This is a genomic window from Henriciella mobilis (assembly GCF_003576315.1).
Classification (GTDB): Bacteria; Pseudomonadota; Alphaproteobacteria; order Caulobacterales; family Hyphomonadaceae; genus Henriciella; species Henriciella mobilis.
Map to the genome: position 1 here is coordinate 1 of NZ_QWFZ01000019.1, position 13,742 is coordinate 13,742.

The 13,742-nt window shown below is 51.5% G+C and carries 18 protein-coding genes; 1 reads left to right on the forward strand and 17 read right to left on the reverse strand.

Features of this window, described 5'->3' with window-relative positions; translation table 11 throughout:
* Positions 1 to 65 precede the first annotated feature (65 nt).
* On the forward strand, positions 66 to 698 hold the full coding sequence (locus tag D1227_RS10735; RefSeq protein WP_233350148.1) for a sterol desaturase family protein: 633 nt from the start codon (positions 66 to 68) through the stop codon (positions 696 to 698).
* A 10-nt stretch (positions 699 to 708) separates the two neighbouring features.
* Here the strand turns inward: D1227_RS10735 and D1227_RS10740 are convergent, their stop codons facing one another.
* The 17 genes from D1227_RS10740 to D1227_RS10825 all read right to left on the reverse strand — a co-directional run bounded on the left by D1227_RS10740 (position 709) and on the right by D1227_RS10825 (position 13,738).
* Complete coding sequence (locus tag D1227_RS10740) at positions 709 to 1,161, reverse strand: methyltransferase family protein (protein ID WP_112074134.1); 453 nt, start codon at positions 1,159 to 1,161, stop codon at positions 709 to 711.
* Entirely contained in the window at positions 1,158 to 1,580 is a 423-nt protein-coding gene (locus tag D1227_RS20465; protein ID WP_112074133.1) for a rhodanese-like domain-containing protein, read from the reverse strand. The genes D1227_RS10740 and D1227_RS20465 overlap by 4 nt, the downstream gene beginning before the upstream one ends.
* Before the next feature lie 10 nt (positions 1,581 to 1,590).
* Positions 1,591 to 2,115: a DsrE family protein gene (locus tag D1227_RS10750; protein WP_233350147.1), complete on the reverse strand. Its 525-nt coding sequence runs from the start codon at positions 2,113 to 2,115 to the stop codon at positions 1,591 to 1,593.
* A 265-nt stretch (positions 2,116 to 2,380) separates the two neighbouring features.
* Entirely contained in the window at positions 2,381 to 3,190 is an 810-nt protein-coding gene (hypB, locus tag D1227_RS10755) for a hydrogenase nickel incorporation protein HypB (protein WP_233350146.1), read from the reverse strand.
* Positions 3,191 to 3,219: 29 nt separating this feature from the next.
* On the reverse strand, positions 3,220 to 3,462 hold the full coding sequence (locus D1227_RS10760; protein ID WP_112073815.1) for a hydrogenase maturation nickel metallochaperone HypA: 243 nt from the start codon (positions 3,460 to 3,462) through the stop codon (positions 3,220 to 3,222).
* A 1-nt stretch (position 3,463) separates the two neighbouring features.
* A complete protein-coding gene (locus tag D1227_RS10765) occupies positions 3,464 to 4,183 on the reverse strand; it encodes a HoxN/HupN/NixA family nickel/cobalt transporter (protein WP_112073816.1) in 720 nt (239 codons plus the stop codon).
* Positions 4,184 to 5,230, reverse strand: coding sequence for a hydrogenase expression/formation protein HypE (gene hypE, locus D1227_RS10770; protein WP_112073817.1), 1,047 nt, complete (start codon positions 5,228 to 5,230; stop codon positions 4,184 to 4,186).
* The gene (gene hypD, locus D1227_RS10775; RefSeq protein ID WP_112073818.1) at positions 5,227 to 6,372 is read right to left on the reverse strand and encodes a hydrogenase formation protein HypD; all 1,146 of its coding nucleotides are present in this window, start codon (positions 6,370 to 6,372) and stop codon (positions 5,227 to 5,229) included. The genes hypE and hypD overlap by 4 nt, the downstream gene beginning before the upstream one ends.
* Positions 6,369 to 6,665: a HypC/HybG/HupF family hydrogenase formation chaperone gene (gene hypC / locus D1227_RS10780; RefSeq protein ID WP_112073819.1), complete on the reverse strand. Its 297-nt coding sequence runs from the start codon at positions 6,663 to 6,665 to the stop codon at positions 6,369 to 6,371. Before hypC ends, hypD begins: the two co-directional genes overlap by 4 nt.
* Positions 6,656 to 9,034: a carbamoyltransferase HypF gene (hypF, locus tag D1227_RS10785; RefSeq protein WP_119404678.1), complete on the reverse strand. Its 2,379-nt coding sequence runs from the start codon at positions 9,032 to 9,034 to the stop codon at positions 6,656 to 6,658. The genes hypC and hypF overlap by 10 nt, the downstream gene beginning before the upstream one ends.
* Positions 9,031 to 10,197 (reverse strand): NHL repeat-containing protein, encoded by a 1,167-nt coding sequence (locus tag D1227_RS10790; RefSeq protein WP_233350144.1) that lies wholly within the window; start codon positions 10,195 to 10,197, stop codon positions 9,031 to 9,033. Before D1227_RS10790 ends, hypF begins: the two co-directional genes overlap by 4 nt.
* Positions 10,198 to 10,213: 16 nt before the next feature.
* Positions 10,214 to 11,080, reverse strand: coding sequence for a NifU family protein (locus tag D1227_RS10795; protein WP_119404679.1), 867 nt, complete (start codon positions 11,078 to 11,080; stop codon positions 10,214 to 10,216).
* A gap of 4 nt (positions 11,081 to 11,084) precedes the next feature.
* Entirely contained in the window at positions 11,085 to 11,306 is a 222-nt protein-coding gene (locus D1227_RS10800) for a hypothetical protein (protein WP_112073823.1), read from the reverse strand.
* The gene (locus tag D1227_RS10805) at positions 11,306 to 11,506 is read right to left on the reverse strand and encodes a hypothetical protein (protein ID WP_119404680.1); all 201 of its coding nucleotides are present in this window, start codon (positions 11,504 to 11,506) and stop codon (positions 11,306 to 11,308) included. Before D1227_RS10805 ends, D1227_RS10800 begins: the two co-directional genes overlap by 1 nt.
* Positions 11,507 to 11,527: 21 nt before the next feature.
* The gene (locus D1227_RS10810) at positions 11,528 to 12,517 is read right to left on the reverse strand and encodes a hypothetical protein (protein WP_112073824.1); all 990 of its coding nucleotides are present in this window, start codon (positions 12,515 to 12,517) and stop codon (positions 11,528 to 11,530) included.
* Between the two features lie 415 nt (positions 12,518 to 12,932).
* Positions 12,933 to 13,433 (reverse strand): hydrogenase maturation protease, encoded by a 501-nt coding sequence (locus D1227_RS10820; protein WP_119404681.1) that lies wholly within the window; start codon positions 13,431 to 13,433, stop codon positions 12,933 to 12,935.
* Positions 13,406 to 13,738, reverse strand: coding sequence for a hypothetical protein (locus D1227_RS10825; protein WP_112073827.1), 333 nt, complete (start codon positions 13,736 to 13,738; stop codon positions 13,406 to 13,408). The genes D1227_RS10820 and D1227_RS10825 overlap by 28 nt, the downstream gene beginning before the upstream one ends.
* Positions 13,739 to 13,742 lie beyond the last annotated feature (4 nt).

Here is a 13,742-nt window from a genome sequence, read left to right on the forward strand (position 1 = left end):
CCGCTACGTGGAAACCGCCGGACTAACATTACCGGTGGACCACCCCTGTGGGGCAGAGCAACAGGGTGTTAGCACTCGCAGCTCCGCTCCTTGCGATGACGGCAGCAGCCAGTTTGAGTTTAGAGCTCGGCTGGGGTTTGCTCCATTACATTGAACTTCCGCTCGTCGTGTCAGTTCTACTCGCGATCGCCGCGCTCGATTTGGCGATTTGGTTCCAACACCTAATTAGTCACAAGGTTCCACTTTTTTGGCGTTTTCATCGCGTTCATCATGCTGATCGCGATTTAGACGCCTCCAGCGCGTTGCGGTTTCATCCAATCGAGATTGCCGCTTCATCGCTTTACAAGCTGGTATTGGTATTCTTGCTGGGACCAAGCGTGATAGCGGTCATTTTGTTTGAGGTCGTTTTAAACGCCAGCGCGATGTTCAATCACGCAAACCTCGCTCTTCCACGATGGCTGGACCGTATCTTGAGGACCATACTCGTCACGCCAGACATGCATCGGGTTCACCATTCGGTTCACAGTCATGAACACGATACCAATTTCGGGTTTTGTTTATCGCTGTGGGATCGGATTTTTGGCACCTATACAAGCGAGCCTCAGGACGGCCATATCGATATGAAAATCGGTCTATCCGACCAGCAAGACGCAACCACGGATAGTCTTTCTTGGTCGCTTAAGTATCCGGTTAAGTGACGAAAAATTTCTACAGCCATCTGCGCACTCGTGCGCAATACTCTAAGTACGGATCGCCAAACTTGCGCTTTAAGGCTTCTTCCTCAGGCTTAATCTGAAACACTGTCATGTAGGCAACAAATAGTAGAATTGGTAGCAACGCCAGCGGGTTCGAAAGTCTTAGCCCCCACCCGAGCAACAAAATCAGCAATCCCAGGTACATTGGGTTTCGAGTATATCGATAAAACCCTGTTATAACGAGACTGCTCGCCTGATCCGGATTCAACGGATTGACTGTGGTTTTCGCCCGAAAAAACTGGAAGACGCAAACAAGCTCTATACCTATTCCAACTGCAATAACCCCCAATGAGAGATGCTCGATTAGCGGTTGCTCAACTTGAAAACTGACTGCATTTCTGGCGACAATCCACATCGCTGCGGCTGTTACGAGTCCTATCAAAGGCGGAGGTATTAGGAGCTTCATTCGGATGGTTTCCGGCTCATTGGCAAGCCTTTCTTGATCCAACCTGGACCTGCTCGCCAGCTGCCTCGTATACCTTCTTGAACGTTACTAAGGTTACGGAACCCATTCTGTTCCAATAATCTGGCAGCGTGTGAAGATCGCACTCCGGTTTGGCAAATAAGGATCACTTGTCGGTCCAAGTCACCGCCGACAATGTTGCGAACGCGTGAGACAAAGTCAGTCTCCGCAATCGAAATACCGATTGATCCGGCTGGCATTCCGTCTCTCTTCCATTCGCCAGGTGTTCGTACATCTATCAGAATCGCCCCGTTTTGGCTTTGCAGGTTATGCGCCTCGGTCGCGGTCATTGACTGGATCTGTGCGGCGGCCACGAACTGCCAAGCAAAAATCGCTACTATTAGGACAAATACCGATCGCATCTACTGAACTCTAGAATGGATTTAGAGTGTAGCCGGATTGCTGTAAAAGCGCGTGAGATGTCATAGCAGACAGAGACAGTTTCACGCCTGGCAGAAGATCGGCTTCAGAAATTTCTCTGAACGCGGCGGTTTGCCCGCAAAGTTCAATCGACACTCCGGCCTCGATCAGCGCAGCGATCAACTCAGAATTTGCGTTGTCACTCCCATATCGCTCGGATGTGACAAGATCCATCGCTGCGGGACCATGTACCACGATAGCTACGCTCATTTGCTCAACCGGCACGCCGGAATCACCATGCATATTTAAAAACCTTGCCGCGCTTTCCAGTCGGCGATTGATCTGTCCCGCCTTTGCAGGTTCGGCTACATCGAATGCGACTTTTAACTCTGTTTCAGCATCAAGCCGAACATCAGACACCGGAGCCACAGGACCGAAATCTTGGATGACAGGTCCCGTACTGAAGTTGGATTGCTGGGCGATCGCGTGCCCATGTACCCCGACACAGATCAGCGACAAAAGTAAGATAAGTCTCACATAATTCTCCTCTTCAGTGGTCCGTAGTTCAGAAACCATTCAAACCGAAAGTGACCAAGTCACTGACTTCTATTTAAATTCAACCGATAAGTTGCGCCGCCATTCCGTTTGGGATTTTTGGCAAAATTTTCTCGTATATGGCGAACGGAAAACGGGCCGTCAAATGACAGATTGACCGACCCTAGAATGAGTAATTCTAATCGTATGAGGTATCAAAACCGGCAATTGAGAGCGCACCGCAATACTCTCTTCCGGACTGTAGCCCTCAGCTCTCACATAGCTCCGTTAAAAACTCGAACCATTTTGCAGTTCCCTCTCCGGTCTTCGCGGACAAGGCTAAAATTTTCGCCTCAGGATTAACCAATAGAATGTTTTCGCGGCATTGCTTTTCGTCGAACTCGACAGCCTCGGCAATATCGACCTTATTGATCAGCACACACTTCGACGCCCGAAACATGTGCGGATATTTTAGCGGTTTGTCTTCTCCCTCAGTCACCGAAATCACGGCAATCTTCATGCGCTCGCCGAGATCAAACATCGAAGGACAAACGAGATTCCCCACATTTTCGATCATCAAGACGGCACCTGCTTCCAATTCGAGTGATTTAACCGCTTCCGCGATCATATCTGCCTCAAGGTGGCAACCCGCGCCGGTATTGATTTGTACTGCCTGCGCACCTGCGTCACGCACGCGTTCGGCGTCGTTTGCAGTCATCTGATCCCCTTCAATCACTGCAATCGGATGGTCTTTTGAAAAATTTCGAATTGTGTATTCGAGCAAGGAAGTTTTGCCCGCACCAGGTGAACTGACTAAATTGAGCGCGAGAACACGCCGTCCTTCAAACCAACCTCGGTTTTGCGCTGCAATAGCATCATTTTTCGACATGACGGCAGCTTCAAGACTGATAATCTCGCCATTAGGCCCATGTACATGCGGACGATCATCTCCTTCATGGGAATGCTCGTGATCAGGGTGGTGATGATGGGGTTCATGTTCATTGTGTTTTATGATCCCACCTTCTCGCAGCACCCGGCGTTCGCCAGTTTTTGCATCTTCGATAGTCACGCTATTCATAGGATCTGAACATCCACAAGTTCCGCACATTACGCAGCCTCCTCAAATTCAAACTCTTTAACCAAAAACACGTCGCCTTCGGCGTCTACAAACTCCAGTAATGATCCAGCCAGCGGCCCGCCTTCGGTTACAATATCCCAGCAAAACGCCAGAGCACGCTTCTCGACGCAGGCGAGTGGACCTACTGCGACTGAGACTCTTCGAACTTGGCGTCCCCTAGAGTTTTCTGTCACGATCGCAGCTATGGAACGGCTTAATCCCAACTCGTGCATCTCAGGCTCCTACCCAAGCCAGCGCCGCAGTAGAGCGCATCACATTCACGCCGATGCCGACCGCAAACAAAGCAGCAAGAACCGTAACGGTCACGTGGATTTTACGTGCGGAACGCTCGATTGCGCCAAGCGGCCATGCGACTGCATAAGAGAGAACCGCCATACCGACGATGGATCCGACACCGAAAACGAGGATATAGGCCAAAGCAACCAATGCACTCTGCGTGGTTGCAATGACAAGCGTCAACAATCCGGCCGATCCAGCGGCACCATGGACAAGCCCTACGATAAGCGCGCGCCAGGGCAAGCCATCTGGATGAGAGTGCTGATGTGATGAATCAGAATGTGCGCTTTTTTCACCATGGTGACTGTGAGCATGCAGGTGTGCTTTTCCGTCTTCATGACGATGTGCATGAAAGTGGATTTTGCGACGCCACATACGAAAAACGAGATGTAGTCCTAGCAAAACCAGCATCGCGCCCACAGAAAATTCCAGTCGTGCAGCCGTGGCATCGGTTAAAACAAAACCGAAGACAATCACCACGCCACCTAAGGCAAATAAGGTAAGGCTGTGTCCAGCCCCCCAAAATGCGCCACGCAACATCATCTTTCGTTTTTGTGCAGTGTGGTCGCTTGAAATAGCCGCCATAGCTGCGAGATGGTCTGCTTCCAGAGCGTGGGTCATGCCAATCAAAAATCCGAGTGCGAGAATTCCAAACATTCAACAAATCCTCGGCAACTGTTCACCCACCAGCATTTCGACGATTCTTGCTCCTCCAAATATCGTTTTCATTTCCACACGACCGGCAATTCCGCTTTTTGCATGCCCAATGATCGCAGCATTCTTTCCCGCTTTGACAGATCGCATGGCCTCAAGCGCTGCATTGGCTTCGCTTTCCGGAGCGAAAACGACCAAAGCCCCTTCGTTTGCCAGGTAAAGAGGGTCAAGGCCGAGGATTTCGCAAACACCTCTAACTTCTTTTCTAAGGGGTAATAGCGTTTCGTCGATTAGAATACTGACAGCGGACGCTTCTGCAATTTCGTTCAAGGCTGAAGCCAATCCACCGCGAGTCGCGTCGCGCGAACAACGCAAATTTGGCGCAGCATTGATCACTGCGTCCATCAGTTCACCAAGAGGTTGGCCGTCTGACCTAATATCCGCATTGATTGCCAAGTCTCCTCTGGCAGCCAATATCGTTGCGCCGTGATCTCCTAGCAGCCCGCTGACAATTGCAACGTCTCCCTCACGGACGGAGGTGGCGGAGAGATTTCGACCTGACGGGATGACACCCACGCCTGACGTCGTAATGAACAATTTGTCGGCGCTTCCCCGTTCTACGACTTTAGTGTCTCCGGTGACAATTTTCACGCCCGCCTCATCGGCAGCCTTGCACATCGAATCAACGACGCGGCGCAAAAGATCCACCTCGATGCCCTCCTCCAAAATGAACGAGGCAGATAACCAAAGTGGAGTAGCACCTCCGACCGCTAGATCATTGACTGTGCCACATACAGAGATGCGCCCAATATCACCGCCCGGAAATTCCAGAGGATAGACCACAAAACTATCTGTAGTGAAGGCAAGCTTCGCGCCTTCCTGAGCGAGGGCACCCGGCTCCAATCGGGCCTGGTCTTCAGCACCGTCTGGTTTAAAGCGGCTTGTGAACACATCTTCAATCAGATCACGCATGGCTTTCCCGCCGCCGCCATGTGCGAGCGTTACATGAGTGGCGCGCAGTTTTCTGGCGGTTTGCGCGGCCTGTTTCATGCGGCCGGCTCCAGGTCCGGACGAACCCCTCCGTATTGATAGTATGCCGCGCATGCTCCCTCGGAAGAAACCATTAACGCACCCAATGGCCGTTCCGGCGTGCATCCTTTGCCGAATTGCTCGCATTGAATTGGCTTGATACGGCCCGTCATTACATCACCGCACCGACAGCCTTCGGGTTCTTCTACGACCCGTGATGCTTGGCCATAGCCGATGCCAAATTTTCTCTCAGCATCGAACGACGCGTACTTTTCTCGGATTTTGAGGCCAGATTCATCGATTTCACCCAGGCCGCGCCATTCAAAAGATTCACGCCGTTCATAGACATCTTCACAGGCGGCGATGGAAACGGGATTGCCTTGATCTGGAACAATTCTGGCATACTGGTTTTCGACCTTAGCTTGCCCTGATTTGATTTGTTCCAAAACCATCATCACTGATTGCAGCAAATCTACAGGTTCGAATCCGGCGACGACGATTGGTTTATTATAGTCGCGGGCAATGAACTCATAAGGCTCCAAGCCTATCACCATGGAAACGTGACCTGGCCCAACAAACCCATCCAGCTTCATGTATGGATCATCCAAGAGAACTTTGATCGGTGGCGGGACTGTGATGTGATTGCAAAAGAGGGAAAAATTGGAGATTTTTTCTTGTGCTGCTTGTTGCACGCAAAGAGCGGTTGACGGCGTTGTTGTCTCAAAGCCCAATGCAAAGAAAACCACCTCGCGATCAGGATTTCGGCGCGCCAGTTCTAAGGCATCTAGAGGCGAGTAAACGATCCTAATATCCGCGCCATCTGCTTTGGCCTGGAGAAGCGATTTCTTAGTCCCGGGCACCCGGACGGCATCGCCAAAGGTCGTAAATATAACCTCTGGGCGCTCAGCTAGCTCTACGCATTCGTCTACGCGGGCCATGGGTAGCACGCAGACAGGACACCCAGGGCCATGAATAAACTCTAGCCCTTCCGGCGTTAGCTTATCCAACCCATACCTAAAGATTGCGTGAGTGTGCCCACCGCAAATTTCCATAATGTGGATAGGCTGGTCGGCGGTGGCACCAATTTCGTCAATAATGCTTTCGATCTCTGATAAAACCGTATTGACCGCCTCAGGGTCGCGAAACTCGTCAGCGTACTTCATGATGACCCCTCCAATGCAGCTTGTCCGTGGCGCATTGCCTCTATTTCTGCTTGCGCTTCTCCGAGCTGGATGAGGATCTCTAAAGTCTTCTTAGCCTCCTCTTCATTTATCCGGCTCATCGCAAACCCAACGTGGATCAATGCCCAAGCGCCGAGCAATTCATCCGCGTCGCCGCTCTCTGGCATTATGCAGGCAACATTGACCTCGCGTTGAACTCCCGAGACCTCGACCATTGCAAGCTTTTTAGTCGCATCAGAAATGGACATAATCTGTGCTGGAATTCCTAAACACATCGTTTGCTCCCTTGGTTTTGGTTAAGAATAATTGCGGCGGCGATCGCGGCTTGTCCAAGCGCAATACCACCGTCATTTGCTGGAACTTGTTTGTGTGTCAGGACGTCGATTTCAGCGTCTCTCAAATGTCCATGCACGAGTTTGAAGAGAGTTTGATTTTGGAAGCAGCCGCCCGAGAGAGCGACCGCTGAGAAAGTCGGTTGGTTCCCCATGAGGCGTTTGGTCATCGCCACAATTGCCCGGGCTAAACCGCGGTGAAATCTAGCTGCAATCACACCTATAGGGGTTTGCAATACCAGATCGCCAAGCATCGCTCTCCATACAGCTAACGGTTCGATGTATGGCATGCCATGTCCATCTATTAGGGGAATAGAAAATGGGTAATCCAGATCTGAACTCTCATCGAGCGCACCTGGGTCAATCGCGGCCTCAAATAGCATTGCAGCTTGACCTTCATAGGTTTGACGTTCCGGCGCCAGACCAGCAATTGCGGCAGCTGCATCAAACAAACGGCCACAGGATGTTGATTTAGGTGAATTCACCTGCTCTGAGATCATGCTATCGAGGGTGTCTCTTGGCTTTAAACTCAAGAACTTGAATATATCCAAGTCAGAGAAATTCATTGCGAACTCAGCCCACCCCATCTGTGCAGTAATATGCGCGTACGCATTCCTCCAAGGCTCACGCGCTGCAGCATCACCACCAGGTAGAGCCACCGGTTTTAGCATCGCCAGTCGTTTAAACGAAGTGTAGTTGCAAGCCAGAAACTCTCCGCCCCATATTGTCCCGTCGCCGCCCCACCCGGCTCCATCGAGCGCGATCCCGAGAACATCGCCGCCATCCGTTGGCCACGCATTCTCCGCCATGCACGACGCAATATGCGCGTGGTGATGTTGCACCTCGATCAGTGGAAGATCCAACTGATCCGCGTCGTGTTTACCCAATTTGGAGGAAAAATACTCTGGGTGCTGATCCACAACGATTGTTGCCGGAACGTGTTCATACAAATCACGGTAGAGTGATAGATTGTGCGTTAGTTCGTCCGCGGTCGTGGGGTCCGCCAGGTCCCCCATATGTTGACTCAAAATGGCTTCGCCATCTTTGACTAAGCAGAAGGCGTTTTTTAGATCCGCACCGTACGCAATCATGGGAGGCGCATTCTCCAACCCTGGAGGAAGCGATAGCGAAGATGGCGCATAACCGCGCGCTCGTCTTAGTATTCTGGGAGCACCAAGATCACAACGCACCACGCTATCGTCAATGCGATTGACGATATCTCGATCGGTCATGCAGCCAAAGTCGGCGACTTCTGCCAACCGGTTTCGAGCAGCTTCGTTCGTGTAACATTGAGGTTCGCCGGAGATGTTACCAGATGTCATAACGATTGGCCGTGTCATGCGCTTCAGCATGATATGATGAAGCGGTGTATACGGCAGCATGAAGCCCAGACGATTTAGTCCGGGGGCGACAGCGTCCGGCAAGTGAGCATCGCGTCGCGCTTCAAGTAGGACAATTGGAGCAGCGCTGGAGCGTAACAGCGCTTCCTCCTCCGCAGTTATGTGGGCAAAGGCCGAGATCGCTTCGATATCGCGCGCCATGAGCGCGAACGCCTTGTCTTTGCGCTGCTTTCGTTCTCGTAGTTTTTCAACGCTAGCAGAATTAGTCGCATCGCAAGCGAGATGAAATCCGCCAAGTCCTTTAATGGCAACTATTTCACCTGATTTCAGCATCCCGCCGACTGCGTCAACATCATCTAACATAGAGAAGGCTTCGCAGTTAACGATGCCCTGACCGAGCTTTTCTATCCAAGCTTTTGGACCGCACATGTGGCATGCAACGGGTTGAGCGTGATAACGTCGGTCTAACGGGTTCTCGTACTCCGTTTGACAATCACCGCAAAGATCAAAGGCTCGCATACTGGTCTTTGCACGATCATAAGGTGCGCCGTGAATGATTGAAAAGCGAGGGCCACAATTTGTGCAATTTGCAAATGGGTACCGAAAGCGCCGATCAAAAGGGTCGTTGATCTCGTCTAGACAATCCTGACAAGTGGCAGCGTCCGGCGTGATTGCAACGCGCATCACGCCTTCGGATGTCTGGGCGATCTCAAATGCAGTGGGGATTTCACCGCTCACTGATCGACGTTCCATCTCTTGAATACGCGCTAGCGGCGGCGCTTCACTCTGCAAGCGTTCAACAAAAGCCGAGATCCGATCACCCCATAGTCGAATATTGACGCCCTCAGGAGTGTTGCAAACATCGCCAACCAATTCTAATTCATGCGCAAGCCGCCAGACGGTTGGCCGAAAACCAACTCCTTGGACTTGACCGCGCACCACAATCAATTCGCCAGCGAGGCGGGAGCTCATTTCGCCATCCTCCACAGAAGGACACGGTTGTTTCCGCTATCCGCGATAATCAACTCGTCATCTGAACTCGTGATGCCATACGGCCAACAGAGGGAATCTCGCTCAATAATTCCCCATCGATTATCACCTTTCGAAGCAAAATCCGGTTGCCCTGTTAGCCAATCCGCATCGGCGCCGGTAGTCGTTTCCCGCCAGCCTACGAGTCTGGAGTTTGCGGTATCCGCAACGAGCAACTTGTTTTCGCTAACGGCTACCGCGTAAGGCATATTAAGGGCGGCGGACGTTGGATAGTAAGATGCAAGATTGTGATCGCAGTCCGTGAAATTCTTCTGCCCCAGAACATGGCTGCAAGGCTGGCCATTTTGTGTTGGCCACTCATCCCAAAGCATGACTCGGTTATTCCCAGCGTCAGCGACTGCAAATCCGCCCTGCCAGTTCACTGCTGCGTGTGGCCAGCGCATCCCCATGCGGCCAATTTCTTGACCACAGTTTTCATCTCTCGTCTCCATGTTGTTTTGGCCAAGAACAAGGTCTGCGGGTTGTCCTGTTTCCTCAGGAGAATTCCATATCAAAACTCGCCGATTGCCCGCATCGCAAACGGCGAGCTTCCCATCAACCTCGACAACTCCATATGGCCAATGCAGACTCGTCGCGCGCGGAGCGTCTCGGCCATGGTTCGCTTCGATGGAACACCCATCCTTTTGACCAAGGACAATATCTGCAGGTTGATTCTGAATTTTTGGCACTTCGTGCCAAAGCAAAACGCGATGGTTCCATGCATCTGCTACAGCAATCCCGTCGCGCCATCGCGAAACACCCGTCGGAACATTTAAAGTTGACTTACTGGGTTCGCCTTTGGCGTTCCGCCCTTCGCGCGAATAAGAAGGTTGACCTATCAGTATATCCGCATCTTGGTTGTCCACAGTCGGCCCAGTTAACCACCCCAATAAACGATGGTGGCCGGTATCAGCGACCCACAGTGATCCGTCTTTTGCCCGTGCCGCTCCGCGCGGCCCAAATAGCACAGATGCTGATGGTGTGTTCGGCATGACGAGTTCTTGTTCTTGCCAGCCCAGCACAACATAGGGGCCGTCTTCCGACAAAAGCGGCGCGCCCTTTAAAGCAGTTCCCTCTGCTTTGATTGGACCAAATGAAGACGCCATTGAGACTTTCATGTCACTACCTTGTTAAACGAACTTCTATCTGACCATCTTTCACCCGCACCCCGTGCGGCTGAAGCTGCACCTCTGGTGCGGTCAAGCACTCACCGCTTTCCAACGAGTATTGAAAGCCGTGATAAGGACAGGTGATGATCGCATCATCGATGTCACCGCCATCCATAGCCATGCCCATATGAGCGCAGGCGTTTTTGAAACAGGTCACCTTGTCGCCTAAGCGAGTGAGAATGACGGATTCACCATCTACTTCTAGAACCTTTGTTGTACCGTCCAAAACTTCATCTAGCGCGATGGCTTTGGTCCAACCTTCTCTCTGGAAGTTTGCGAACGGAGAGGCGTATTCGACACCTTCGCCTCCGCCTAGCCCTTTTGCTTGTTTGACCTCTACAATGTTTGAAAACTTGTCTTGTATGGCTTTTTTGACGCCGCCATAAAAGGTCAAAGCAGATGCTGGGCAACCATCGCAAGCACCCAAAAACCTAACCGTAACTGACGTTTCTTCGACGGATACAAGTTCAACGTCTCCGCCGTGTGAAGCTAGCGCAGGACGGATAGAATTCAGCGCCTCGTCCACCTGCTCATGCAGGCTTGGTTTCAAGATACCGTGACGGCGAAGAACTGTGTAAACGACTTCGTCACCTGCCGCTTCGCGCAGAGCGCTCGATATTCCTGGCACCGACTGTAATATCCGTATTAGGCGCCGAAATGCTGCAGCATTTAGAGCGTCAATGGCTTCCCCTCGAGCCGAAGCAGCATTTTTTTGCTGTTCCGGCCAATTCTCTGCCAGCGCTTCAAGCGCGGCCAGATCTGAAAGCAGGCTACTAAGATCCCGTTCTTCGGCGGTTTGTGAGAGGTTCGGATCACCCATTACTTTATTTATATTTCAAGTTTTTGAAGAGAACGGGTTGCATGATACCCGCCACGAGGCCGCCGCCAATCGCTCCCACGATCGGAGACACAAAGTATCCAAGCGCAACGAGGATTGCAGTCCCGCAAAGCACTCCGACCAAAAACAGCTGAATGACTTTCGAGTAATTTTGGAAAAGACGGCCCGTAAAAAACAGTTTCACTGAGTCAAAAATCATCTCAAACATTAGGCAGCTCCAACAATAAAAGTTAGAATGAGCAAACCGAGAATGACGGCGGCTCCACCTGACAACAGCCCGTACAATCCCCCCATCGCGCCGGCCATTTCTTTGCCGAGGGCTTCGCCACCAATAACAATCCCTGAACTAATGCCTCCCACTAGAGCGGCCAAGGCTCCCAGCCCTAAAGCAATCAGCGTCGCAATCATAAAATTTCCTTCCCAGTCCGTTTAATTCAGTAAGTTTTGTGCTTTCTCGATGTCTACTTCGAGCTCGAGTATTGCTGCTGACACTGCGTCCGCCTTTTGCAGTTCGCCAAACTGCTGAAAAAGGCCGAGCGCTTCTTTGTACAAAGCTATGGCATCGGCCAAGTTCTCGGGATTTCCCTTTTCTGGAGCGTCAAGCGCATCCGGCAGGTTAGCGAGACAATTTGCTTTGTTCGATATCGTGTTTGCATACTCTAAAGGGGTATCTGAGATGTTTCGAACACGCAGCGCTTCATCATAAGCCTCCAACGCGCGGAAACCATTCTCTACTCGATGACTAGAGGAAGCATATTGAAGAGCATTACCCAGATTGTTTTGCAGCATTGCGTATTCGCTGGGGTGATCCACCAAAGTGACCACTTTCAAGCCCTCCTCAAATGCCTGCACAGCCAATGCCTCTCGCATTTTTGATCGTTCGTCGGTAAACGGAATAGAAAGAAACGCGGTCGCTAGATTGTTTTGCAGAATAGCGAACTCCGCTGGGTATTGTTTCGCTTCGAATGTGCGAAGCGCTCTTTGATACGCACCAATACAATCCTGGATCCGAGCGCGGTTCGCGCCCGCCAAATTTTGCAGTATTAGGCCGTAATTCATTTCCGCCTCCGCAACTTCCGCTGGCTTACCTTGCGTACTCAGTGTTGCGAGCGCGGATTCCATTGATGAGCGGGCCGCGTCCAAAAACGTAACATCGTCAGCGGGGATCATCATTTGCGCGGTCGCCATTCGGGAGAATATCCTAGCCTCCAATAGAGCCTCTTCAGGCGGACACATCTCTATGGCCTCTTGATAGAGTGAAACGGCTTCGATCAAATCTTCTCGAGATTTCGGCTTCTGCTGCATCCCCATAGCAATTTCCATGAGCATCTCAGCTTTCTCTGCAACCCCGGCATCGGCATCGATTACTGCTTGTCGGGCTGCATCGGCCTCAACCGCAGCTCTACTCTCCCGTGCCATCCGGGCTCCTCCACGCAAAAAAAGCGGCTTGCCACCGCAATTATTATTTAGGTGACAAGCCGTAGCGGAGGAAAAATTAACTGTCTACAAAATTTTCATAGCGTAAAGTTAGTTTACACCTTAGGCAAAGCGCATATCAGAGCGCCTCGCTCAGAGCACCAAACAGCCTCTACAGCATCATCATTCCAATCCATGAGTTGATGCTCGGCAAACACGTCAGGCGCGGTCACAACCCGATCGCCGTTCGCGTTCCGAATTTTGAGAATGTAACCGCCAGCACTCATTTGCTGAACTGGCATAACATTGAGCTCGTTTTCTCTCACAACTACGATTACGGCGTCGAGACCACGAAAATAGGTCTCGCAGTCTGACGAGGGAATATATATCGACCCTTTGCGGACAGAAAGACATGCACTCACGACCAAGCACCCGCTGTTCCCGCCGCGGCTAACGCTTCAATTCGACTCGCAATTCGCGCTACCGAGCTTTGTACGGCGCTGGAAAGCTCCAGGCCCAGTTCCAAATTTTCCGCCTCAATCAGAAATACTTTCACGTACTTGGGAAAGGAATCTCCGTAAATTTTTTTTCCCGCATACAATGCGTGATCCCACCGAAAATCATGCAAATTCAGACTTTGCGGAGGTGGAGCGGCAAGGATCTCTCCTGGCACCTCATATATCGCGCCGGGCTGGTCTTCTGGTGCACGGGCATCGATGATGATCAGGTGAGTTGCGCCCTTGGCTTGGTACATGACCCCCATTCCGTCAGTGCCACCATCGAACAATTTTGCGCAACCTGGCAGATCACGAGTTCGTAGTTCAGCGACGACGTGCGGGCCAACGCCATCGTCACTGCGGTTTGTGTTTCCGCATCCGATGATTGCCAGCTTTATATCCGCCACAGCCGACAAGACCATTCTGGCTCAACAGGCAGCATCAATTCTGGCAATTCACAAAACTTCCTGTGTACCAGATAATACATGCACGTTTCGCAGGGCTGCTCGATGTCTTCGACTTCGATCGTGTGGTCGGTGAAGCCGCCGATAACGAGCTTCTTTTCGACATTCGCGCCAGCCTCTTCACGCAACCGCATAATGATCGCGTTCACAGCGGCAGAGGTTTCAGCGCGTGGGAATACTTCAGTCTTTAATCCCGCCTTTAATTTTTGAGCGATCTCTTCACGTAGATTATCTTCGTCGCGAGTGGCCCCAATATCGGACATATCC

Bases quoted from the DNA above. Each gene is read 5' to 3' on its own strand.
- hypB (WP_233350146.1), bottom strand. From the start codon at position 3,190: ATGAATAGCGTGACTATCGAAGATGCAAAAACTGGCGAACGCCGGGTG.
- D1227_RS10760 (WP_112073815.1), bottom strand. From the start codon at position 3,462: ATGCACGAGTTGGGATTAAGCCGTTCCATAGCTGCGATCGTGACAGAA.
- hypD (WP_112073818.1), bottom strand. From the start codon at position 6,372: ATGAAGTACGCTGACGAGTTTCGCGACCCTGAGGCGGTCAATACGGTT.
- D1227_RS10825 (WP_112073827.1), bottom strand. From the start codon at position 13,738: ATGTCCGATATTGGGGCCACTCGCGACGAAGATAATCTACGTGAAGAG.
- D1227_RS10800 (WP_112073823.1), bottom strand. From the start codon at position 11,306: ATGTTTGAGATGATTTTTGACTCAGTGAAACTGTTTTTTACGGGCCGT.
- hypF (WP_119404678.1), bottom strand. From the start codon at position 9,034: ATGAGCTCCCGCCTCGCTGGCGAATTGATTGTGGTGCGCGGTCAAGTC.
- D1227_RS20465 (WP_112074133.1), bottom strand. From the start codon at position 1,580: ATGCGATCGGTATTTGTCCTAATAGTAGCGATTTTTGCTTGGCAGTTC.
- D1227_RS10790 (WP_233350144.1), bottom strand. From the start codon at position 10,197: ATGGCGTCTTCATTTGGTCCAATCAAAGCAGAGGGAACTGCTTTAAAG.
- D1227_RS10810 (WP_112073824.1), bottom strand. From the start codon at position 12,517: ATGGCACGGGAGAGTAGAGCTGCGGTTGAGGCCGATGCAGCCCGACAA.
- hypC (WP_112073819.1), bottom strand. From the start codon at position 6,665: ATGTGTTTAGGAATTCCAGCACAGATTATGTCCATTTCTGATGCGACT.
- D1227_RS10805 (WP_119404680.1), bottom strand. From the start codon at position 11,506: ATGATTGCGACGCTGATTGCTTTAGGGCTGGGAGCCTTGGCCGCTCTA.
- D1227_RS10765 (WP_112073816.1), bottom strand. From the start codon at position 4,183: ATGTTTGGAATTCTCGCACTCGGATTTTTGATTGGCATGACCCACGCT.
- D1227_RS10820 (WP_119404681.1), bottom strand. From the start codon at position 13,433: ATGGTCTTGTCGGCTGTGGCGGATATAAAGCTGGCAATCATCGGATGC.
- D1227_RS10740 (WP_112074134.1), bottom strand. From the start codon at position 1,161: ATGAAGCTCCTAATACCTCCGCCTTTGATAGGACTCGTAACAGCCGCA.
- D1227_RS10795 (WP_119404679.1), bottom strand. From the start codon at position 11,080: ATGGGTGATCCGAACCTCTCACAAACCGCCGAAGAACGGGATCTTAGT.
- hypE (WP_112073817.1), bottom strand. From the start codon at position 5,230: ATGAAACAGGCCGCGCAAACCGCCAGAAAACTGCGCGCCACTCATGTA.